The following is a 20,720-nucleotide window of genomic DNA, read 5'->3' as shown; positions in this document are numbered from 1 at the left end:
TTAATTCCTATAATAAAATGTTTATATCCGGAAATTCATGTTGTATATACGACGTTGGAGATATAAATGCTTTTTGAAAAATGCTACAAAAAACATAAACACATGATTCCTTATCTGTTAAAAAAATACAATATTAAGTATAATAAAGATGAATTCTCACAACTCTTATTGATACGAATGTGGGAACTATTTTGCGATTATAACCCCACAAAATCAATGGCAATGTCTACTTTTCTATATCGTAGATTAAATTTTTACTTGATTGATCTTTTAAGAAAAATACCACAAGTCCAACATTTAACATTCGAAGAACACGAGCATCAAGCGTACTTTAATTTTCAAGCTTTTGAAGATCGGTTAATTCATCAAAATTTCTACGCGTCATTAACACCAAATGAAAAACAATGGTTAACTTTAAAAATCGAAGGCTATAAGCAAAATGAAATAGCCGATATACTTCACTGCTCTCTTTCCACTATAAAAAATCATCAGAAACGTGTCCGATCAAAATTTAATGCATATTATCATAACTATTGAGGTGATCTTTCAAATGACCCCTATTGCAAAATTATTATATTTCAAATCAGTCATTGGTCCAGAAAATCTTACTATTAGCCAGTTTACAACGCATCAATTTACCTATCCTTCAACTATAAACCACACTTTACACTATTTTTTAGAAACCCATCAAAAATCCTATACATTACAAATAAAACAAGCTAGACAATTATTGAAAATACGTAAATTTGTACCTATCTATATCAAAAGGGATATTATTTTATTCCCCCTAAAAACGCAACGTGCACCTATACAATACTATATTAATGCTCATATGATTACCGGGTTAAAATCTAAAGGTCAACAAACAATTGTATTCTTTGAAAATGGATCTCATATCACAATTGATTCTAGTTATATGTTTATATATAAAAAATGGCAAGAAAGTTTGACACTTTCCGCCTTTTACAATAGTTAAATATTTAAAGTGTTTTATTATGCTTGTACTCCAACAATTTCTTAGTGAAATAGGCAGTCGCAATTTTGATTAAATATAAACTAACTACAATCAGTAATAAGGCGCCAACTAAAGTTAATATCACTGTGATTGTAGACAGTTGTACTTCTGGTTTTACAAAATATTGTACAGATGTAAGACTAGTTAAAAATCCAAATAGAAATAACCCCAGTAATATAATATAGGAAATTAAAATACCTATGAGCAATACAAATAATTGTGTTGTAGATACTACTTTTTCCTTAAAAACATGTGTTTTTAAAAATTGATTAGAAAATGCAATGGGACGATTTAATTCCTCTCCCTCTTTTTCGTCAATCGCTTGTGTAAGTATATCTTCTAACTTATTTTTTTCTTTTTTATTTAAAAACCATAATTGTTTCTTAACCTTTTGCTTAAAAATATTAACTTTCATCAAATGTCTCCTTTAGTGCTTATACTTTCAAAACTTAAACAACGTTATTGGGTTTTGATAATTTAAGTCTTGTCGTCAAAGTTAATCCTTGACGACAAGACCCATGAGTGTAGCAAATTGTACCGCTTGATCTCTAGAAACAATACAGCCAAATAAATCTTCTTGATTAACTACAAATGACTCGAAAAATGATTGGCTTAAATCACAATCTTTCAATGCGGTTTGATAGACGGATAAATGTTCTAAATTTGTTTTGTCAAATACGACTTGCTTTAGCTTTGAACTAAAGAGTTCTGCATTTTCTAAACTACTTTTTTGCGTTTTAAAGTTAGTTATTTTTGAATTCGTGACACTTACAAAATCTGCTTTCACCTCATCAAATAATACGTTCCCAAACCGCATATAATTAAATCTAGTTCCTGTCAAACGACAGTTTTTAAATATCGCACGATGAATGGCTCCATGATCCATATTCGCATTAGAAAAATCGCAGTTCTCAAAAATAACATCCGTAAAATCAACACGACCTAAATCTGAATTAGAAAAGTCACAATCCTTAATATGAGAAGCATAGACCGCAAACCTTTCTAACACTTGATTACTTAGACTGGAGTCATGAATTTCGGCTGAGTCAATTAAATCTTCATCTTCATCAAAAACATCCATAAGTGTTTTGTTTTTTAACGTTGTGGCAAGCTTAGGTTGTTGTAATATCATAGTGTATCCATTGCTCCTAACTATTTTAAAAAAACTAAGGCTCATTGTTAAATGAGTGGTTATAAATATTTAACTTTTGATTATTTTTAGTGCTAAAAACGAGTTGTATATAGTATAGCAAATATCATAACCTATGATATATACTCATTTGAATTATTTTACATGCTTTTTCATTTACATAGTTGTTTATACATTTATTTTAGTGATTCATCATTACGCATAGTAAGATATTCAACATGAAGATAAACAAAAACTGAGACAATTCAATTGAATGAATTGTCTCAGTTTTTATTTATATGCTATAAATAATTCAACTATTATAAAATTGATAAGCCTGAACTTTGGATATCTTTTGCAAATCCTTGAACTGTATCAACTGATAATTCGTTAATATCACGGCCAAGATTTGTATTTACTTTTTTAACAACGTCAGCAGGACAAGTAATAATGTCAGCTCCAACTTCATCCGCTTCGATAACATTAATTACTTCACGACAGCTCGCCCAAAGTAATTTCACACCGTCTTTACTATGCGTAACTTCTGCGGCTTCTTTCATTAATGGAATTGGATTAACACCAGTGTCAGCAATACGACCAGCGAATACTGATACATATGTTGGTACACCTTCTGTTACAGCTTCAGTAATTTCTTTAACTTGGTCTATTGTATAAACAGCAGTTACGTTTAAACGTACATTATCTGCTGATAATTTTTTAATTAAAGAAATAGTTGATTCACCTTTTGTGTTTACAACTGGAATTTTTACAAATACATTTTCACCATATTGTTTTAAAATTTCAGCTTCTTTTTCCATTGTTTCTAAATCATCTGCAAATACTTCAAATGAGATAGATGCATCTGGAATTTCACGAACAGCCTCTTCAGCGAAAGCTTTATAATCTGTAACGCCTGCTTTTGCCATTAAACTAGGATTTGTAGTAAAACCATCTACTTGTTTATTTTTATAAGCCGCTTTCATTTCTTCAATATCTGCACCATCTGCAAACACTTCAACATTTAACTTTGCCATTACTAATTCCTCCTGACTAAAATAAATAATTCCATTAAGAATTATTTTTATAACGGTTTAATTAACCATACACTCCATTTATACCACCAATATTATTTAATTTCTAATCTTTTGCTTGAATTGTCAAAATTTTTAGAGTAAAAATAAACAATTATTTTGTTAAAATGCATTTTTTTAGATTGAATTTTCACAAATCCAATCTATTTTAACTACTATTAAATTGTAAAATTCGTTAATTTTTTGTAAAACTATGGTATTATTATCTAATGAATTGCACTAGGAGGTAAATATGGCACGTTCAAAACTTTATTTTTATTTGTCTACTTTATTAATTATTATTAGTTTTTATTTTAATACTAGAAACCCCCTACTTAACATGCATTTTAATTCAATAATCAAATTAATATTTGTTTGTAGTATTATAAACGCTATTATTTTAATAATTTCTATTATTTTTGCAGATAAATCAATTAAACATCTTCATGAAAATTCAGGCTGGGTTAGCAAAGCTAGCAAGTGCTTACCTTTTGTTTTATTAATCGTTATAATAATTCATATTGTGGCTGCGCTATCGACGTTTGGTATCATTTTCTAATTCATACTACATAAGTTAAAATACTTATGTAGTATTTTACTTTTTCATTGAGAGGAATCATCTAAACAATGCAATATTTATATATATTTATTGGAGGTATGATAGGTGCCTTAATACGATACGGGTTATCATTCTCCAACCACTATATTCATTTTCCTTTTGGTACTTTTATCGCCAATATTTTAGGAGCATTTTTAATGGGATTTTTGGGCACTTTAACAATAAAGTATTTCAAAAATAACCCATTGTTAAAAAAAGGGATCACAACAGGTTGTCTTGGCGCTCTCACAACATTTTCAACATTTCAATTTGAACTTATCCATTTGTTAGAACAACTAGCCTATCTCACGTTATTTATTTATGCGGTAAGTAGTTATGTTTTAGGAATCCTTATTTGCTATATCGGTGTGAAAATGGGGGCGCGTTTATCATGACACAGCTTTTATTAATCATGTTAGGTGGCGGTATTGGTGCAGTAATAAGGGGATTTATTACAAATCTATGTACTCAACGTTTGAATAGCACCTTTCCTATTGCAACGCCTATCGTTAATATTTCAGGTAGCTTTCTCATAGGATTAATAATGGGCATGATACTAAATGTAGACTGGATTCAATCATTTGTAGTTATCGGGATACTTGGTGGATTAACCACCTTTTCAACTTTATCTTCTGAATTAGTTAAGTTATTGATTGATGATAAAAAAATTATAAGCTTTGTTATTTATTCTGTACTACAATACGGCGTTTCATTTTTAGCATGTTTTGTAGGATATGCACTATTTTAGATATGAACAATGGTCAAGCCGATTTTCAGAAATTTGCTTGACCATTATATTTATCTATGACGTATTCGTGTACTTAACATAAATTAAGACACTTGTGTAGATATCATATGAAATACCACACTTTAAAAACTTGAAGCTTAATGACCATTGTAACCGATCGGATCTGGTCCAATTCTTCGATCTTCATTTAAGTGATCTAATTGTTCAATCTGTTCTGTAGTTAACGTGAAATCAAAAACATCTAAATTTTCTTCAATTCTTGAAGGTGTTACTGATTTAGGTATAACTACAACCCCATGTTCAATATTCCAACGAATGATCACTTGTGCAGGTGATTTCCCTGCTTCAGTAGCTACAGCCTTTACAGTTTCATCATCTAATATTTGAGCGTTCATAAGTGGCGACCAAGATTCAGCATGAATATTTTGAACTTCTAAATACCTTCTCAATGATGCTTGCAACAAGTATGGATGGAATTCAACTTGATTAATTACAGGTTTGATCGAAACTTGTGCTAACAAAGCTTCAAAATGTTCTATATTAAAGTTACTCACTCCAATATTCTTCACTCTATCTTCTTTATATAAATCTTCCATGCCTTGCCATGTATCAATCATTAAAGCCTCATCTGTACCCGGCCAATGCATTAAGTATAAATCTAAATAATCTAAACCTAATTTTTTCAAACTTGTTTCATAAGCAGTAGCAACGTTATTTCTTCCATAATCAGCTAACCATAATTTAGATGTAATAAATAAATCACTTCTGTCTAATCCTGTCGTAGCCAAAGCCTCAGCGATGCCTTCACCGACTTTCTCTTCATTATCATAAATCATTGCAGTATCAATATGTCTATAGCCACTTTCAATGGCATGCTTTACTGCCGCTTTACATTGATCACTATTTTCTACACGAAATGTCCCTAACCCTACAATCGGCATTTCATTGCCATTATAAAACGTTATATTTTCCATTTACAAAATCCCCTTCTTCATCAATTACATACTATATTAATTAAAATACCCTATCAGATAAATTAAAATGCTTATTTATTTAAAATTCACGCTTTTTACTATGAATAATAGTCAAAAAAATAATTCGCTTTCTAAAAAACACCCTTATAACTTTTGTCATAAGGGTGTTTATCTATTCTAATTAAATGATTCGATTTCATCCATAATACGTTGTAAATCTTCCACTGTATATTGTATGCGACCGTGGAATACAAACTTATTAAAGAATTCGTCAAGCTGTTCAGGCCCAACTAATACTTTTGAGCTTGAGCTTTGCGCATAATTAGAAATTGTGACTGCACCTTCATTCTTCGGATTAAAGTATAAAATAGTCGTAGGTGCAAATTTTAAATTCAATTCTGTTTGAATATCACCCGCAAGTTTTTCTATTTCATTTAAGTGATTAGAATAATTAACAAATGATAATGAATTTTTATCTTCATTTTGATCTAATACAAGCGTTTGTGGTGATTGTTTATCAAGGTCGAGTGTATCAAATACTTGTTCCATCATAGGCTGTTCTTTAAATTGACCAGCACTAATGCCATTGTAAACATGCCCTTTCAGTAATTGAGAATCGATTATATATAGTCCTGTACGCGTAAGTACTAAATGACTGATTCGTTGTACATCACTAAACTCATTTTTAGGTAAGAAAATATTTGCCATGATATGCATATCTTCAGGACGAATTCTCTTTTCATTTACAAGACGTTCACGAATGCCAATCAATCTCATATCCGTTACATATTCACTATGGTTTTTAGAAAATAATTTTAACGCATCAATTTCTCTATTTTTAGAGCTTACAGTTGCGGTATATTCTTCTTTTTGTTTAGTTACCGTTTTTTTATTTTCAATTCTTTCTTTTTCTAATTCTTCTTCATGTTCATCGCTTAATTTTTTCTCTCTTGCTTTATATTGCTCTTCTACTTTTTTCTGCGCTTTCTTTTTACTTTTTAAAGCAACAAAAAATAATATTAAACAAATAATTGCCACGATGATTGCCACGATCAAACCAATTTCTAACGGGCCAAATGAATTCATAACAATAGCGCTCCTTTATATGTTCAGTAACTTTATTATAATCGATAATCGCTCTTCATACGATAGAAAAGTATGCTATTACTTTACTTTTATTATGCATTAACAGAATCTTTTAATAAATTTACTTTATCTAATTTTTCCCATGGTAATAATACATCTGTACGACCAAAATGACCGTAAGCAGCCGTTTGTTTATAGATTGGATGTTTCAAGTCTAACATTTTTATAATACCCGCTGGTCTAAGATCAAAATGAGTTCTGACAGCCTCTACTAAACTATCTTCGCTCACTTTCCCAGTACCAAACGTATCAATAGAAATCGATACAGGCTCAGCAACTCCAATCGCATAAGCAAGTTGAACTTCACATTTTTTAGCCAAGTCAGCAGCAACAATATTCTTAGCTACATAGCGTGCAGCATACGCAGCAGAACGGTCTACTTTTGTTGGATCCTTACCACTGAAACAACCACCGCCATGACGTGCATAACCACCATACGTATCCACAATAATTTTACGACCAGTAAGTCCTGCGTCACCTTGAGGCCCGCCAATCACAAATCTACCAGTAGGGTTTATATAGAATTTCGTTGCTTCATCTAATAAATCTTTTGATACAGTTGGATAAATCACATGCGCTTTAATATCAGCTTGAATTTGTTCTAATTCAATATCTTCAGCGTGTTGTGTAGACACCACTATAGTATCAATACGACGTGGTTCATCATGCTCATCATATTCTACAGTTACTTGTACTTTACCATCTGGGCGTAAATAGTTTAATGTTTCATCTTTACGAACATCTGATAATCGTTTAGCTAACTGATGTGATAAGAAGATTGGTAACGGCATATAAGTATCCGTTTCATTTGTAGCGTAACCAAACATCAAGCCTTGATCTCCGGCACCTGTTGCTTCAATTTCTTCTTCTGAAACATCATTGCGATATTCTAAAGCTGTATCAACACCTTGTGCAATATCTGCAGATTGTTCATCAATTGCTGTTAATACTGCCATTGTTTGACTATCATAGCCATATTTTGCACGTGTATAACCAATTTCTTTAATCGTTTCTCTCACGACTTTAGGAATATCTACATAAGTTGACGTTGATATCTCTCCTGAAATTAATGCCATACCTGTAGTTACTGTTGTTTCACAAGCTACGCGCGCATTAGGGTCATCCTTAAGTATTTCATCTAATATTGCATCTGATACTTGGTCAGCAATTTTATCTGGATGCCCCTCTGTTACAGATTCTGAAGTGAATAATCTTTTATTGTAAGTCATAATTTGCTCCTTTAGTTTTAAATTACGAAAATTCTCTCTCTGTTGAGCTAAATAAAAAAGGCCTTCATCACTATATTAAATAGAGAGAAGGCCCTTATACGTCCATTCGCTCTTATCGTTCAGACGCTATTTGTCTGCAAACGGTTTGGCACCTTTCTTCGTATTAAGAAGAGGTTGCTGGGCTTCATTGGGTCCATGTCCCTCCGCCACTCAGGATAAGAGAATCCGTTAATCACTATAGTACAGAATCTCTGATATATTGTCAATTTAACATTTATTAAAATTCCTTCTAAAATGATGTGGACTAATAGTGCATATGTGTTATACTTTTTAATTGTAAAGGCTTACATCTAAAATTAACTATGGAGGGATTCAGTATGGCGGTAGATACATACACTTATACAAATAAAATTGACAGCATTTTGGGAAAAAGTTCATCATTATTTCAATTGTCGACGACTCAGTTATATAACAAAATTTTGAATAATAATGAAGGCGAACTCACTGAGTTAGGTGCCATAAATGCCAAAACTGGGAAATATACAGGACGTTCCCCTAAAGATAAATTCATCGTTACTGAACCGTCTTATAGAGATGCAATTGATTGGGGAGATATCAATCAACCAATTGAAGAAGAAACATTTTTAAAACTATATGATAAAGTTTTAGCTTATCTTGATAAAAAAGATGAATTATACGTATTCAATGGTTACGCAGGTAGTGATGTCGATTCGCAATTAAAACTCACTGTCATTAATGAGTTAGCTTGGCATAACCTATTCGCACAAAATATGTTTATTCGTCCTAATTCATACGAAGAAGCATTAGATATTAAAGCAAATTTCACAATTGTTTCAGCACCGCACTTTAAAGCTGATCCAACCATTGATGGCACACATTCAGAAACGTTTATTATAACTTCATTTAAACATAAAGTTATTTTAATCGGCGGCACGGAATATGCTGGCGAAATGAAAAAAGGCATCTTCTCAGTAATGAACTATTTACTTCCTAAAGACAACATCATGAGCATGCATTGTTCAGCTAACGTTGGCGACAAAGGTGATGTCGCATTATTCTTTGGTTTATCTGGAACTGGCAAGACAACACTTTCTGCTGATGCTAATCGTAAGCTTATTGGCGATGATGAACATGGATGGAATGATAACGGTATCTTTAATATTGAAGGTGGTTGCTATGCTAAAGCCATTAATCTTTCATATAAAAAAGAACCACAAATTTATGATGCAATTAAGTACGGGACAATTTTAGAAAACGTAGTGGTCGACGAAGAAGGCGATGTTGATTTCGACGATAACTATTATACTGAAAACACAAGAGCTGCTTACCCTATTAACCATATTGATAATATTGTTACACCCTCTAAAGCGGCACATCCTAACACAATTATTTTCCTAACTGCCGATGCTTTTGGTGTATTACCTCCGATTTCTAAGTTAACTAAAGATCAAGCAATGTATCATTTCTTAAGTGGTTTCACTGCCAAACTAGCAGGTACAGAACGTGGTGTCACTGAACCTGAACCTTCATTTTCAACTTGTTTCGGTTCACCTTTCCTACCGCTTAATGCTAAGGTTTATGCAGATTTGTTAGGTGATCTTATAGATAAACATGACGTAGACGTATACTTAGTTAACACTGGTTGGACTGGTGGTAAATATGGTGTGGGCCGTCGTATTAGCTTAAATTACACAAGACAAATGGTAAATCAAGCAATTACAGGTGAATTAAAAGATGCAGAATATATTAAAGATGATATGTTCGGGCTAAATATTCCAGTATCTGTAGAAGATGTACCGCAGACATTACTTAATCCAATTAATGCTTGGAATAAACCAGAAGCATATAGAGCACAGGCGCAAGACTTAATTGACCGTTTCAATTATAATTTCGAAAAATTTGGAGAAGACGTTGAAGACTTGGCTATCAAAGGCGGCTTCAAGTAAGTCTAATCATAAAAAACATGTACTACTCGCTTTGGGTAGTACATGTTTTTTTATATTTTATTATTCAAATGATAATCATCTTTAATACTGTGTTGTTCAACATCTGTCATCCATTGTTTAACAGTATTAAGTGCCTCATCTAACGCAAATGGCTTAGGTACATGACCTTCCTTCATTTGATAGAATGTGCGATAGGTCGCGCCAATTTTATCTAATTGCTCTGCTAAATAATATGCTTGATGGATACCCACTTGATGATCTTCTCCACCATGAACAATAAGTATAGGCGGACTAGATTTTGTAATTTTAGATATAGCATCTCGTTGTTGGTAAGCCTCGCTTTGTTTCTTTGGATGGCCCACCATACGTTTGAGCATACCTCTCAAATCTACACGTTCTTCATACATTAAATAGATATCAGGTACGCCTCCCCAAATAATATAACTTGAAACCGGTAGATCTTGGAAAGTTAATAAACCTTGTAATCCACCTCTAGAGAAACCAATCATATGTATATATACATTCGGATATTTATGATTTAAGATACGAATTGCTGCAGTGACATCGTTTAAATCTTTCCCATAAAATTCATCTTTACCTTCACTGCCATTGTTGCCTCTATAGTAAGGTCCAAAAACGAGTGTTTGCTCATCCGAAAATTGTAACAGACGACCTGTTCTTACTTTTCCTACTTGCCCCTTACCACCACGCAAATAAATCACAATGCGTTTGACTTGCTGCTTTGGTGTCATTAACAATCCTCGTACATTTAAACCATCTACTTGATACGTTACTTCTTCAAAAATATGCGTAGGTACATCTACAGGCATACGTTTTTTATTGATAAAATCCAAGTTCCATCACTCTCTCTAAGCATTGTAAAATTGCTGCATCCTTCAACAAATAACTTTTTTGTTCATCCGGAATATCATCAACTATATTGAATAATAAAGGCCCATTTGTTTCAAAATAATCACTTTGTGTATGAATTTCATTTACTACGGCCATATAGACATCTTTAGTAAAACTGGTACCATTCGTTCTATCGACACAATATTGCGCAATGTAATAACAATTTTGTATTGTAGCGCCTGTCTCTTCGAATAACTCCCTTTTTGCAGCCGCAAGACTGGTTTCTCCTTTTTCTACTTTTCCGCCTGGAAATTCAACACCTCGTATTTTGTGCTGTGTAAACAGTAATTGCCCCTTATATTCAGGAAGGATTAGAACGTGTTCACCATTAGCTATATCATTATCGTCTTTATACGTTAAATAAACATTGTCATTTTCTTTATCTATAAACTTCACGTTCATCACTCTTCCTCTAATTATGTTAAACTAATTATGCTATTTTATTTGTTGGAGGCAAAACTATGAAAACATTGTTTCTAGGGCTAGTTCGTTTTTATCAGCGCTTTATTTCACCACTGACACCTGCTTCTTGCCGATTTTATCCCACTTGTTCTGAATATACAAGAGAATCTATAGAAGTTTATGGTGCATTTAAAGGAACTTGGTTAGGTGTGAAGAGAATTTCAAAGTGTCACCCGCTTCATAAAGGTGGCTTTGATCCTGTACCTTTGAAGAAAAAGAAATCTAACAAGGACTAATAAATCCGCTCCATGTGGATAGTATTTACAGTAGGAGGTTCAAAATAAATTGAACCTCCTTTTAATATACCTGCATTTTCAACAATATCTCTTTTAAAATAATATCCTTCTGGCGTAATATCACTTGGATAATCTGCATATTGCGCTAACATCGCAGTAAAATATCGACTTAAACCATATTCATACATCCCACCAATGACTACTTTAACTTTGTAGTTTTTCAAGATATTTATCATTTCAAACACTTTATCAATCCCACCCAATCTGAATGGTTTCAATATCACTACATCTATTTTATATTTACTAATAGCATCAATAATTGCTGATTGAGTGACTGCTTTTTCATCTATTGCTACCGGTGGCAACACTGTCTGTTGAAATCGCTGTAGTTGCTCTAAGTGTTTAAAAGGTTCCTCAATATAGAGAATATCGTATTGAACTAATGCTTTAAACTGACTCATGCCCTCTTTATTGATAGATTCATTAGCATCGACCACCAAGTCCACATCAACAGGTAGATGCTTAATTACTTCTATGTGCTTTAAAATATCAGATGTCCATTTAAGTTTAACTCGTTGTGGACGCGTGTTTATTACTTGCGTTAAATTATATTCAGACAATCCGCTAATTGTAGCCCCATAATCAACGTTAAATGCAGTCAATTTATGAAATGCTTGATACACTGCCATCATAATCATACTTCTCGTTGCTGGGTAATCATTCAATTGATTGAGTGAATTCTGTACTTCTGTAAAATTTTCAAATGTTACATCTTTGTATTGTTGAAACCATTTTATCGTTTGTTGTTGCACATCTATAATGGTTTCTTCAGCATACCAATTTGTTTCAAAAGCATTACATTCTCCAAAATAATGTAACGCTTCATCGGTAATTAATTCAACAAATAATGATTTCCTACTCTCCATCCTCACCTTTGGCGTAATAATAGGAGATTGAAAAGGCTCATTATATTGATACAAGTGTATGGTACTCAATTTCATAAAGCATTCACTCCTATCATTTCATATGGCTTCTTTGGAGTTTACCTGTTGAAGTATAAGGCAGTGTAGACACACGTTCAAACCTTTTCGGTATTTTATACTTAGCAATGTTATCTTTAAAATGCTGTAGTAATTCTGTGTTAGGTATTATCTCATTTGAAATATAATATAAGCACGGAACCTCGCCCCATTGCTCATCTTTGATACCAACACACATTGCATCTTCTATACTGTGATGCTGCTTAGCTACAGTTTCTATTTGATATGGATATATATTTTCCCCACCGCTAATAATCAAATCTTTTCTACGATCATATACCATGACATAACCTTCTGCATCAATTTCTGCGATATCACCTGTTTTAAAATAGCTATCCTCAAAGGTATCATGCTTATTCTCAGGATATAAATAACCCTTCATAACATTATCACCTTTAATCAATAATTCCCCATGTCCCAATTCGTTTGGATTAGCAATTTTAACTTTTACATTTTCACTAGGCTTCCCAACCGTATCATAACGCTGCGCTAACATATCAGGTGAAGCAGTTAAAAATTGTGAACATGTCTCTGTCATACCAAATGAATTATAAATAGGTAAATGATATTTAAGTGCTTGTTCAATGAGCGAACTCGATAACTTTGCGCCACCTAGTAAAATTTTTTCAATGTGGAAAGGTTGGTTCAAACCTGTGTCCATGAGCCATTTTAAAGTTTGTGGTACAAGCGATACATGTGTGGGTGATTCCTGTTTTATAATACTTAGCATCATATGCGCATTAAACTTCGACTCAATGCGTACTGTAAAACCTTCAATTAACGCTCTAAGTATGACACTTAAACCTGATATATGATAAATCGGCAATACAGATAACCATTTAGTACTTTGGTTAAAGCCAAGGGTCTCTTTACAACCTAATGCACTTGCATAATGATTCATAAATGTTTGTGGCACTGCTTTTTGAGGCCCAGTAGTACCAGATGTAAACATAATTGAAGCGATACTGTTTATTGAAAATTGCGCAGTAAACACCTCATCATTTACCTGTGCTAGTAGATTCGAATACGCCATCACATTTAGACCTTCTAAGTCTAATTCAGTCATAGAAATGATTGTATCTACGTCTACAGAGTTCATTTGTGCTAACATTTCAGATTGAGTTAACCTTGTATTTAGCATTGCAATTTCTATACCTGCTAACCATGCAGCATTAATCAAAATGACAGACTCAATCGAATTATCGATATATAAGCCTATTCTATGTTTCCCAAGTTGCGAGAGTATACGGGCAAGCCTTGATGCCTGTGTGTATGCTGATGCAAAAGTAACATTGTTTTCCCCATCATCTATAAACACATGCGCTCCGTTTAACTCTGCTTGTTTTTTTAACCAAAATTCCACGCAAACATTCCTCCATCTCACATTTTATTATAACGTTTTTAATATTATTTGACAGTGCCTAAGCTCTCTTTTTATAGAAGTATCATAAGTTAAACGGTAATTATATTTATGACTATGCATAGACTAGAAATATAGCATTTTTACTTTTTATCTAAACATTGTTCTACTATCATTCTGATACGCTATGTTACTATTAAGTTATATAGAAATCCGTCGTTATATAAAGTGAGATAAACATATTATTTGTAAAAGTGAGGGAGTATTATGTTAATAAATAGAATTGATCATTTCGTTTTAACAGTATCGAGCATTGAAAATACTATTCATTTTTATAAAGACATTTTAGGAATGGAAGTCATCCATTTTGGAAATCATCGATACGCTTTAAAATTTGGAAATCAAAAAATCAACCTGCATCATAAAGATCATATTATAAGCCCTAGCGCAAATCGTCCAACGCTTGGTTCAGCTGATCTTTGTTTAATCTCTGACACACCAATTGAGCAAGTTATTTCACATTTAAATGTACATAAAATCCATATTGAATTAGGCCCTGTAACTAGAACAGGTGCTGAAGGAGACATCTTATCTATTTATTTAAGAGATCCGGATAGCAATCTTATAGAAATATCAAATTATATAAACTAATTATCTAATCATTATTTTCAACGTATCGCATGATAATCCAAAAGAGCTACAACCTAATAAATAAGTTGTAGCTCTTTTGTGTATCTATATTATGTAGAATTGAGTGAGCTAGTGCCCTGCTAGCTAATATTCATAATACACTATATTTTCTGAAAATAAAAATATATGTAAGGTTAGTTAACATTTTTATTATAAATTACATAAATATTACAGCAGCTCAATATATATTTCACTTTACATGTAAGCAGCCGCACTTCTACTTCTTTACCTACGAATTAAATTTTTCATTTAATAATTTCGAGAGCTGCTGTGCTGTTTCTTTTTTATTATGTGCTTCAATCACATCATGCTCTCCTGTTATGATATGATGATGCACTCCATGATTTTTCAAGGAATTTGCATGATTAGCAATCATTATATCCACATCTGATGATTTCATTCTCTTAAGTGCTCTCTCTATAATATCCTCAGTTTCTAATTTAAAACCAACTACAAATAGATTCTTTTTCCATTCTTTAAATAATTTAAGGACTTTAGGCGCTTTTTTCAAATGAACAACAGGAACAATATCACTACTTATCTTATTGTGATTATCTAATATTTCACCCGTCTCTTTATCTTCTATGTAATCAAATATCCAATCCGAACCAGCGGCTGACATAATCACTATGTCGATATCGTGTTGCAAGACAATCGCTTTAGCTTTATCTCTTAAATCTTCTATTCCTAAAAATGTCTGCCTGTCTTTAATATGATCTAGAGGATCTGGTTGTTTACTTGTATAACCAGACAGATAATATATATTAAAATCATATTTTGACAGTTCATTAGAAAGATATGTTCCTATGCTACCGGTAGCCAAATTTGTATGACCCCTAACGTCATCCCATTTTTCTATACAACCACCAGTAATAATTAGTATGTTTTTCATCGTAGCACCTCATTATTTTAAATACTCCATGGTAAATCATAGCATAAAAATATTTCTTGATAAGACGATATTTTAAATAATCTAACAAAGTTAATCCATTTTAACCGTTAAATGTATATAATCTTTTCACATACTATTGATTCCTATCTGTGAACATAGCAGAATATAGGTTCGTATAAGTAAATAAAAAAAATAGATGCCACTTAAGTGACACCCACATAGTCTTACGAAATAGAAAAGGTAATGCAACATTATCAGAATATTTGTTTTAATTCAACGGATAAACAAAGAATCTACAACTTGTTTAAGCAAGTTGTAGATTTATGTATCTAACTATAGAAAAAAGTAAGTGTGTTAGGCTAACTAAATATAATTATAATACATTTTATTAAAAAATAAAATATGTTTCAAGAAAATTGACAAACAACATATTTCTTTTTAAAAATTAATTTTCTATTAAAGCGAAGAACGTACATAAATAATTATCAGGGATCATACGTCGTATACTTACAACACTGTCACTTTTTTGAAATATAACCATAAAATTACCCAACTAATGACTAGCAAAGATGACTTATGTAACTTTATTATGTTGTAAAAGCAAGATAAATATATAACAATGTCTATCCTATCAGCATAAAAATAACGATTATATTTACACTAATATCATGCTTCGATTATTTTCATCATTTAACTTTTTATATTATGAGTTGATTATCTATAGAAATACACAATATATTATAAAATCTTCTTTAATAAATAATTCATATGCTATATTCTTTTTATGCTACACTTTTATACTTTGATTAAAGTTAAAGAACGAGAAGCCCTAATCAGTATGTCGTGCATAAATTCTATATCAACGATAAAGTTATTTTGATATGTAAATGACATTTTTTATAAAAGTCTATATAAAGAAAAAACACCGAAACCCTATTATAACAAGGATTACGGTGTTTAAAGAAAGCTCAAAACGTGTAATTAGCGGAGAGTGAGGGATTCGAACCCTCGAGACGCTTGTGGCGCCTACACACTTTCCAGGCGTGCTCCTTCGGCCAGCTCGGACAACTCTCCATATAAAAAAACAGAAGCGATATTTCACTTCTGTTTGTATGACCCCGACGGGACTCGAACCCGTGTTACCGCCGTGAAAGGGCGGTGTCTTAACCGCTTGACCACGGGGCCATATGGCTCCACAGGTAGGACTCGAACCTACGACCGATCGGTTAACAGCCGATAGCTCTACCACTGAGCTACTGTGGAATAATTAAAATGGAGCGGGTGATGGGAATCGAACCCACAACATCAGCTTGGAAGGCTGAGGTTTTGCCATTAAACTACACCCGCTTATTAAATTTATATGGGGCGGCTGATGGGAATCGAACCCACGCGTGTCGGAACCACAATCCGATGCGTTAACCACTTCGCCACAACCGCCAAAGAAAACAAAACTTAATATTTAAAACTATAAATGGTTCAGGACAGAGTCGAACTGCCGACACATGGAGCTTCAATCCATTGCTCTACCAACTGAGCTACTGAACCATAATGGCGGTCTCGACGGGAATCGAACCCGCGATCTCCTGCGTGACAGGCAGGCGTGTTAACCGCTACACTACGAGACCAATAAAGCTATGTAATTGCGGGAGGCGGATTTGAACCACCGACCTTCGGGTTATGAGCCCGACGAGCTACCGAACTGCTCCATCCCGCGTTAATATTATTAATAACGGCTACCTAACTAATATAACATGTTTGTTAACTGAAAGTCAACAACTTTTTTAAAAATAATTTACATTAAGTTAATAATCATTTAAATTTCACATGCGATAATTGTTGTTTGGTCGTTACTGATTACTTAAGACTTTTATAGTATATAAATTTTCCAGCATATAGTCAATGCTTTATATAAACTTATTTGTGTAAAAACGGATTATATATATAATATTTTAACTTTAGTTTCTTATTTATACAAAATTCTATCGTTTTTCTCTGCTAATCATATCAAGTTCTATCGTTTTTTCTTACAAATCTCGTCAATATAGCTAAAAAACAATGTATTTATTTACATTGTTTTTTTAAATAATAATTAGCTACTCATTAATTTTTGCATTTTTCCTTGTAGTATTGTAAATGTCCGAAAGCCATCCTCTTCCATAAAATGACCACCATTATCTGTAATCTTACATGTTCCACCTAAAGTATCCATTAATCTTTTAGTTTCTTTATATGATACATATTGATCGTCTTTTGCACACAACCCATAAAAATTAGTAACCTTACTTTTCACAACTGCATAATCAAGGGTATGCCCCTCTAAACTAATATTTTCATCAATATCTTGTGCATCATCCATAAAACCCGAAATGCTAAACAAACCTTCTATTTGCTTTATCTGAGCTTCTTCTAAAAATTTGAGTGACGCAAGTGTACCTAAACCATGCGTTACAAAATATGTTTCATATTTGTCTATATTTAATTGTTCTCTCATTTTATTAACCCACCGTTCAAGATGCCCACTTTCTTCTACTGGCAAATTAAATAATGTCACGTTATAGCCTTCTAACACTAAATTATTAGCTAACCACTCGTACCAATGATTTGTCGAATCACCATATTTTGAGTGTACAATTATAATATCTGTCATTAGCAATCTCCCCTACTTAATAGCTTATATTATTATAAATCAATCACTGTCATATAATAGTCAATATAAGTATCTCACAATTCATGATGAATTTTAAATTTTCTAAAGTTATATATAAAAGTCATTTCTTCGATATTAGAAATGACTAATATGGAAAAAATGACTTAATAAATCAATATATTTAATTTAATTCCATTAATAATTCATCAACAGCTTGTTTCCCTTGTTGAATACAATCAGGTAAGCCTACAGCTTCAAAAGAAGCCCCCGTAATACGTAGTCTTGGATAACTACTGCGTATATGGCTTTGGATCTTATTAATTTGATCTATATGCCCAACACGATACTGTGGCATACTGTTAGGAAGTCTATTCACAATACTAAAATCAGGATTTCCTTTAAATGTCATCATTTGACTTAAATCTCTTTTAACTATAGTTACAATTTCTTCATCTGTATGATCATCAACCACAGTACCCCCTGGTTTTCCGACATATGCGCGTATGAGCACTTTACCTTCAGGTGTAGTAAACGGCCATTTTTTACTGGTCCATGTACATGCAGTAATATCTGTGTTACTTGTACGTGCTATTACAAAACCAGTTCCATCATATGTGTTTTCAATATTAGCTTCATCAAATGCTAAGACAACTGTTGCAACCGTAGTGGATGCCATTGTATTAAAATAATCTAGCGCCGGATCTTTTTTAAACCATTTCATAAATGTTTGATGTGGCGTAGCAACTAATAGACTGTCATATGCAATATTTTCATGCTCTGTGACAATCTCATATTTTTTCTGATATATATTAATATCAGAAACTGGTGTATTGAATTTAATTTCAACGCCTTGATTTAAGACATATTCCATTAAACTTTCAATAAATGAACTCAAGCCATTTCTAAATTGCTTGAACTGGCCTTTAGGCGCTCCTGGATAAAGTTGTCTTTGCTTTTGGCGTTGCGCTTTTTCATATTTCATACCTTTAATTAAACTTCCAAATTGTTCTTCCCTTTTTTTGAATTCTGGAAAAGTACTCATTAAACTTAAATCATCTATATTTGTACCATAGATGCCTCCCATTAAAGGTTCGATGAGATTTTCTAAGACTTCATCTCCAAGTCTTTGACGGAAAAAAGCACCTACAGAAATATCATTGTCTATAGTCATAGCGCTTTTGAATAAATCCAATCCGGCCCTAAGTTTGCCTAAAGGCGAAATTAGCCTTGTTTGTAAAAAAGGTTTAATATCTGTAGGGATGCCTAATATCGATCCACCTGGTATAGGAAACAATTTATTTTTAGCATAAATGTACGACTGACCTGTTTGATTTGTAATGAGGTCATTCTCCAAACCAATATCTTTTGCAATATCTGTCATGATTTGTTTACGACCTAAATAAGATTCCGGACCTAATTCAATTGTATATCCTTCACTTCTATATGTTTGAATTTTGCCACCCGCTCGTCCAGATGCTTCATAAATAGTCACATCGATATCAGGTCGTTGCTTTTTAATAAAATATGCGCTAGATAAACCTGTAATACCAGCACCAATAATTGCAATACTTTTAGTCAAGATGCTTCACGCTTCCTTTAATATACATTTTTAATTTCATCTACTATAGCACCGATGAAGAGTGGATTTGTATCAGGCATAGTTGGACGGAAATAGTTTACGCCCAATTCATCACAAATGACTTTACATTCATAATCATTATCGTATAGCACTTCTAAATGCTCACATACAAAGCCTACTGGTGTATAAATATAATTTTTATAGCCATACGCATTATATAGATTTCTAGTTAAATCTTGTACATCTGGCCCTAACCACGGTGTGCCTGTATTACCCTCTGACTGCCAACCTTCTGCAACATGTATAATGTTTGAATTGGCGCTCAAAAGTTCAGCGGTATGATGCAATTCGTTAGGATAAGGATCATTATTTTTCTCAATCAAACCTTTTGGTAAACTATGCGCTGAAACAACCAACACAGTTTCATCATGTTCAGTTTCAGGAATACCATCTAATGTTTCATTTATTCTTTCAGTCCAATACTGTATAAATTTAGGTTGTTGGTAATAATGCTCTACATGATAAAATTGAATTCCGTATTTATCCGCTTCTTTAGCAGCACGTGTATTATAAGAGCCAACTGAAAAGCTTGAATAATGTGGTGCTAATACAACTGTCACAGCTTCTTCTATACCATCTTCATGCATAGATTTTACTGCATCTTCAATGAATGGGTGAATATGTTTCAGTCCTATATAAAGCTTAAACTCTACATCGGTATATACATCGTTAAGTGCATCACATAACGCTTCTGCTTGACGATCTGTTGTCCCGGCTAATGGAGATAATCCTCCAATAAATTGGTATCTCTCTTTTAAATCTTGTAATTCAGCATCTGTTGGCTTCTTACCGTGTCTAATATCGGTATAATAAGCTTCAATATCCGCTTCTTTATATGGTGTCCCGTACGCCATAACTAATAAGCCTATTTTTTTTGTCATTTTTAAACTCATCATCCTTCTGTATTAATAGTTTATAGATGTATATGACACAATTAAATGTAGATCTTGATTGCTTAAATTTATG

The 20,720-nt window shown here is 32.7% G+C and carries 22 protein-coding genes, 8 tRNA genes and 1 riboswitch; of the genes, 8 read left to right on the top strand and 22 right to left on the bottom strand.

Annotated features, from left to right (window positions below):
* Window positions 1–66 precede the first annotated feature (66 nt).
* Together QMO72_RS05385 and QMO72_RS05380 are read left to right on the top strand one after the other, a co-directional pair.
* Window positions 67–537 carry a sigma-70 family RNA polymerase sigma factor gene (locus QMO72_RS05385; RefSeq protein WP_103267144.1) on the top strand — a complete coding sequence of 157 codons (471 nt, stop codon included), beginning with the start codon at window positions 67–69 and terminating at the stop codon, window positions 535–537.
* A gap of 13 nt (window positions 538–550) precedes the next feature.
* Window positions 551–976 carry a competence protein ComK gene (locus QMO72_RS05380; protein WP_103267145.1) on the top strand — a complete coding sequence of 142 codons (426 nt, stop codon included), beginning with the start codon at window positions 551–553 and terminating at the stop codon, window positions 974–976.
* 4 nt (window positions 977–980) lie between these two features.
* Here the strand turns inward: QMO72_RS05380 and QMO72_RS05375 are convergent, their stop codons facing one another.
* The 3 genes from QMO72_RS05375 to QMO72_RS05365 all read right to left on the bottom strand — a co-directional run bounded on the left by QMO72_RS05375 (window position 981) and on the right by QMO72_RS05365 (window position 3,178).
* On the bottom strand, window positions 981–1,430 hold the full coding sequence (locus QMO72_RS05375) for a hypothetical protein (protein WP_103267146.1): 450 nt from the start codon (window positions 1,428–1,430) through the stop codon (window positions 981–983).
* Between the two features lie 81 nt (window positions 1,431–1,511).
* Window positions 1,512–2,147: a pentapeptide repeat-containing protein gene (locus QMO72_RS05370; RefSeq protein WP_103267147.1), complete on the bottom strand. Its 636-nt coding sequence runs from the start codon at window positions 2,145–2,147 to the stop codon at window positions 1,512–1,514.
* Between the two features lie 317 nt (window positions 2,148–2,464).
* On the bottom strand, window positions 2,465–3,178 hold the full coding sequence (locus tag QMO72_RS05365; protein ID WP_069823772.1) for a transaldolase: 714 nt from the start codon (window positions 3,176–3,178) through the stop codon (window positions 2,465–2,467).
* Window positions 3,179–3,467: 289 nt separating this feature from the next.
* Here QMO72_RS05365 and QMO72_RS05360 point away from each other — a divergent pair, with 289 nt between their 5' ends.
* The 3 genes from QMO72_RS05360 (at window position 3,468) to QMO72_RS05350 (ending at window position 4,560) form a co-directional block, all read left to right on the top strand.
* Window positions 3,468–3,773 carry a hypothetical protein gene (locus QMO72_RS05360; protein ID WP_069823771.1) on the top strand — a complete coding sequence of 102 codons (306 nt, stop codon included), beginning with the start codon at window positions 3,468–3,470 and terminating at the stop codon, window positions 3,771–3,773.
* 68 nt (window positions 3,774–3,841) lie between these two features.
* Window positions 3,842–4,207: a fluoride efflux transporter CrcB gene (gene crcB / locus QMO72_RS05355; RefSeq protein ID WP_103267685.1), complete on the top strand. Its 366-nt coding sequence runs from the start codon at window positions 3,842–3,844 to the stop codon at window positions 4,205–4,207.
* Window positions 4,204–4,560, top strand: coding sequence for a fluoride efflux transporter FluC (locus QMO72_RS05350; RefSeq protein WP_103267686.1), 357 nt, complete (start codon window positions 4,204–4,206; stop codon window positions 4,558–4,560). Before crcB ends, QMO72_RS05350 begins: the two co-directional genes overlap by 4 nt.
* Window positions 4,561–4,697: 137 nt before the next feature.
* Here QMO72_RS05350 and QMO72_RS05345 read toward each other — a convergent pair whose 3' ends face one another.
* From QMO72_RS05345 to metK, 3 genes are all read right to left on the bottom strand, one after another.
* A complete protein-coding gene (locus QMO72_RS05345; RefSeq protein WP_103267687.1) occupies window positions 4,698–5,534 on the bottom strand; it encodes an aldo/keto reductase in 837 nt (278 codons plus the stop codon).
* Between the two features lie 177 nt (window positions 5,535–5,711).
* Window positions 5,712–6,620: a nuclease-related domain-containing protein gene (locus QMO72_RS05340; protein WP_103267688.1), complete on the bottom strand. Its 909-nt coding sequence runs from the start codon at window positions 6,618–6,620 to the stop codon at window positions 5,712–5,714.
* 92 nt (window positions 6,621–6,712) lie between these two features.
* Window positions 6,713–7,909, bottom strand: a complete 1,197-nt coding sequence (gene metK / locus QMO72_RS05335) for a methionine adenosyltransferase (protein WP_069823766.1) — start codon at window positions 7,907–7,909, stop codon at window positions 6,713–6,715.
* 109 nt (window positions 7,910–8,018) lie between these two features.
* Window positions 8,019–8,131, bottom strand: a riboswitch (SAM riboswitch).
* Between the two features lie 155 nt (window positions 8,132–8,286).
* Here metK and pckA point away from each other — a divergent pair.
* Window positions 8,287–9,876: a phosphoenolpyruvate carboxykinase (ATP) gene (gene pckA / locus QMO72_RS05330; RefSeq protein ID WP_103268025.1), complete on the top strand. Its 1,590-nt coding sequence runs from the start codon at window positions 8,287–8,289 to the stop codon at window positions 9,874–9,876.
* A gap of 50 nt (window positions 9,877–9,926) precedes the next feature.
* Here pckA and QMO72_RS05325 read toward each other — a convergent pair whose 3' ends face one another.
* Window positions 9,927–10,730, bottom strand: coding sequence for an alpha/beta hydrolase family protein (locus tag QMO72_RS05325; RefSeq protein ID WP_199196675.1), 804 nt, complete (start codon window positions 10,728–10,730; stop codon window positions 9,927–9,929).
* Entirely contained in the window at window positions 10,714–11,190 is a 477-nt protein-coding gene (gene ytkD / locus QMO72_RS05320) for an RNA deprotection pyrophosphohydrolase (RefSeq protein WP_103268024.1), read from the bottom strand. Before ytkD ends, QMO72_RS05325 begins: the two co-directional genes overlap by 17 nt.
* Before the next feature lie 59 nt (window positions 11,191–11,249).
* Between ytkD and yidD the strand changes: the two genes are divergently transcribed.
* Entirely contained in the window at window positions 11,250–11,486 is a 237-nt protein-coding gene (yidD, locus tag QMO72_RS05315; RefSeq protein ID WP_069823763.1) for a membrane protein insertion efficiency factor YidD, read from the top strand.
* Here the strand turns inward: yidD and menC are convergent.
* Together menC and menE are read right to left on the bottom strand one after the other, a co-directional pair.
* Window positions 11,483–12,487 carry an o-succinylbenzoate synthase gene (menC, locus tag QMO72_RS05310; protein WP_103268023.1) on the bottom strand — a complete coding sequence of 335 codons (1,005 nt, stop codon included), beginning with the start codon at window positions 12,485–12,487 and terminating at the stop codon, window positions 11,483–11,485. The genes yidD and menC overlap by 4 nt on opposite strands.
* Window positions 12,488–12,503: 16 nt before the next feature.
* A complete protein-coding gene (gene menE, locus QMO72_RS05305) occupies window positions 12,504–13,889 on the bottom strand; it encodes an o-succinylbenzoate--CoA ligase (RefSeq protein WP_103268022.1) in 1,386 nt (461 codons plus the stop codon).
* Between the two features lie 264 nt (window positions 13,890–14,153).
* Here menE and QMO72_RS05300 point away from each other — a divergent pair, with 264 nt between their 5' ends.
* Entirely contained in the window at window positions 14,154–14,537 is a 384-nt protein-coding gene (locus QMO72_RS05300) for a VOC family protein (RefSeq protein WP_286093249.1), read from the top strand.
* A 268-nt stretch (window positions 14,538–14,805) separates the two neighbouring features.
* Here the strand turns inward: QMO72_RS05300 and QMO72_RS05295 are convergent, their stop codons facing one another.
* From QMO72_RS05295 to hemH, 12 genes are all read right to left on the bottom strand, one after another.
* Window positions 14,806–15,468, bottom strand: coding sequence for a phosphopantothenoylcysteine decarboxylase domain-containing protein (locus tag QMO72_RS05295; protein WP_103268020.1), 663 nt, complete (start codon window positions 15,466–15,468; stop codon window positions 14,806–14,808).
* Between the two features lie 985 nt (window positions 15,469–16,453).
* Window positions 16,454–16,542: transfer RNA gene (locus QMO72_RS05290), tRNA-Ser, on the bottom strand.
* Between the two features lie 39 nt (window positions 16,543–16,581).
* Window positions 16,582–16,653 (bottom strand) — tRNA-Glu (locus QMO72_RS05285).
* 3 nt (window positions 16,654–16,656) lie between these two features.
* Window positions 16,657–16,731: transfer RNA gene (locus QMO72_RS05280), tRNA-Asn, on the bottom strand.
* 10 nt (window positions 16,732–16,741) lie between these two features.
* Window positions 16,742–16,815 (bottom strand) — tRNA-Gly (locus QMO72_RS05275).
* 14 nt (window positions 16,816–16,829) lie between these two features.
* Window positions 16,830–16,905, bottom strand: a tRNA-His gene (locus QMO72_RS05270).
* Between the two features lie 35 nt (window positions 16,906–16,940).
* A tRNA-Phe gene (locus QMO72_RS05265) sits at window positions 16,941–17,013 on the bottom strand.
* Between the two features lie 4 nt (window positions 17,014–17,017).
* Window positions 17,018–17,093, bottom strand: a tRNA-Asp gene (locus tag QMO72_RS05260).
* A 15-nt stretch (window positions 17,094–17,108) separates the two neighbouring features.
* Window positions 17,109–17,182 (bottom strand) — tRNA-Met (locus QMO72_RS05255).
* Between the two features lie 375 nt (window positions 17,183–17,557).
* The gene (locus tag QMO72_RS05250; RefSeq protein WP_103268057.1) at window positions 17,558–18,115 is read right to left on the bottom strand and encodes an RBBP9/YdeN family alpha/beta hydrolase; all 558 of its coding nucleotides are present in this window, start codon (window positions 18,113–18,115) and stop codon (window positions 17,558–17,560) included.
* Window positions 18,116–18,296: 181 nt separating this feature from the next.
* The gene (gene hemY / locus QMO72_RS05245; RefSeq protein WP_103268058.1) at window positions 18,297–19,694 is read right to left on the bottom strand and encodes a protoporphyrinogen oxidase; all 1,398 of its coding nucleotides are present in this window, start codon (window positions 19,692–19,694) and stop codon (window positions 18,297–18,299) included.
* 17 nt (window positions 19,695–19,711) lie between these two features.
* Window positions 19,712–20,635: a ferrochelatase gene (hemH, locus tag QMO72_RS05240; RefSeq protein ID WP_103268059.1), complete on the bottom strand. Its 924-nt coding sequence runs from the start codon at window positions 20,633–20,635 to the stop codon at window positions 19,712–19,714.
* Window positions 20,636–20,720 lie beyond the last annotated feature (85 nt).

The sequence above is a fragment of the Staphylococcus casei genome (assembly GCF_030294405.1).
GTDB lineage: Bacteria > Bacillota > Bacilli > Staphylococcales > Staphylococcaceae > Staphylococcus > Staphylococcus succinus.
The sequence above is the reverse complement of the archived record's forward strand: the minus strand, read 5'-3'. Positions and strand labels throughout refer to the sequence as shown.

What these genes read in the sequence shown, in the direction of transcription:
- QMO72_RS05385 (WP_103267144.1), top strand. Translation starts at nt 67, where the DNA reads ATGCTTTTTGAAAAATGCTACAAAAAACATAAACACATGATTCCTTAT.
- QMO72_RS05380 (WP_103267145.1), top strand. Translation starts at nt 551, where the DNA reads ATGACCCCTATTGCAAAATTATTATATTTCAAATCAGTCATTGGTCCA.
- QMO72_RS05375 (WP_103267146.1), bottom strand. Translation starts at nt 1,430, where the DNA reads ATGAAAGTTAATATTTTTAAGCAAAAGGTTAAGAAACAATTATGGTTT.
- QMO72_RS05370 (WP_103267147.1), bottom strand. Translation starts at nt 2,147, where the DNA reads ATGATATTACAACAACCTAAGCTTGCCACAACGTTAAAAAACAAAACA.
- QMO72_RS05365 (WP_069823772.1), bottom strand. Translation starts at nt 3,178, where the DNA reads ATGGCAAAGTTAAATGTTGAAGTGTTTGCAGATGGTGCAGATATTGAA.
- QMO72_RS05360 (WP_069823771.1), top strand. Translation starts at nt 3,468, where the DNA reads ATGGCACGTTCAAAACTTTATTTTTATTTGTCTACTTTATTAATTATT.
- crcB (WP_103267685.1), top strand. Translation starts at nt 3,842, where the DNA reads ATGCAATATTTATATATATTTATTGGAGGTATGATAGGTGCCTTAATA.
- QMO72_RS05350 (WP_103267686.1), top strand. Translation starts at nt 4,204, where the DNA reads ATGACACAGCTTTTATTAATCATGTTAGGTGGCGGTATTGGTGCAGTA.
- QMO72_RS05345 (WP_103267687.1), bottom strand. Translation starts at nt 5,534, where the DNA reads ATGGAAAATATAACGTTTTATAATGGCAATGAAATGCCGATTGTAGGG.
- QMO72_RS05340 (WP_103267688.1), bottom strand. Translation starts at nt 6,620, where the DNA reads ATGAATTCATTTGGCCCGTTAGAAATTGGTTTGATCGTGGCAATCATC.
- metK (WP_069823766.1), bottom strand. Translation starts at nt 7,909, where the DNA reads ATGACTTACAATAAAAGATTATTCACTTCAGAATCTGTAACAGAGGGG.
- pckA (WP_103268025.1), top strand. Translation starts at nt 8,287, where the DNA reads ATGGCGGTAGATACATACACTTATACAAATAAAATTGACAGCATTTTG.
- ytkD (WP_103268024.1), bottom strand. Translation starts at nt 11,190, where the DNA reads ATGAACGTGAAGTTTATAGATAAAGAAAATGACAATGTTTATTTAACG.
- yidD (WP_069823763.1), top strand. Translation starts at nt 11,250, where the DNA reads ATGAAAACATTGTTTCTAGGGCTAGTTCGTTTTTATCAGCGCTTTATT.
- menC (WP_103268023.1), bottom strand. Translation starts at nt 12,487, where the DNA reads ATGAAATTGAGTACCATACACTTGTATCAATATAATGAGCCTTTTCAA.
- QMO72_RS05300 (WP_286093249.1), top strand. Translation starts at nt 14,154, where the DNA reads ATGTTAATAAATAGAATTGATCATTTCGTTTTAACAGTATCGAGCATT.
- QMO72_RS05295 (WP_103268020.1), bottom strand. Translation starts at nt 15,468, where the DNA reads ATGAAAAACATACTAATTATTACTGGTGGTTGTATAGAAAAATGGGAT.
- QMO72_RS05250 (WP_103268057.1), bottom strand. Translation starts at nt 18,115, where the DNA reads ATGACAGATATTATAATTGTACACTCAAAATATGGTGATTCGACAAAT.
- hemH (WP_103268059.1), bottom strand. Translation starts at nt 20,635, where the DNA reads ATGACAAAAAAAATAGGCTTATTAGTTATGGCGTACGGGACACCATAT.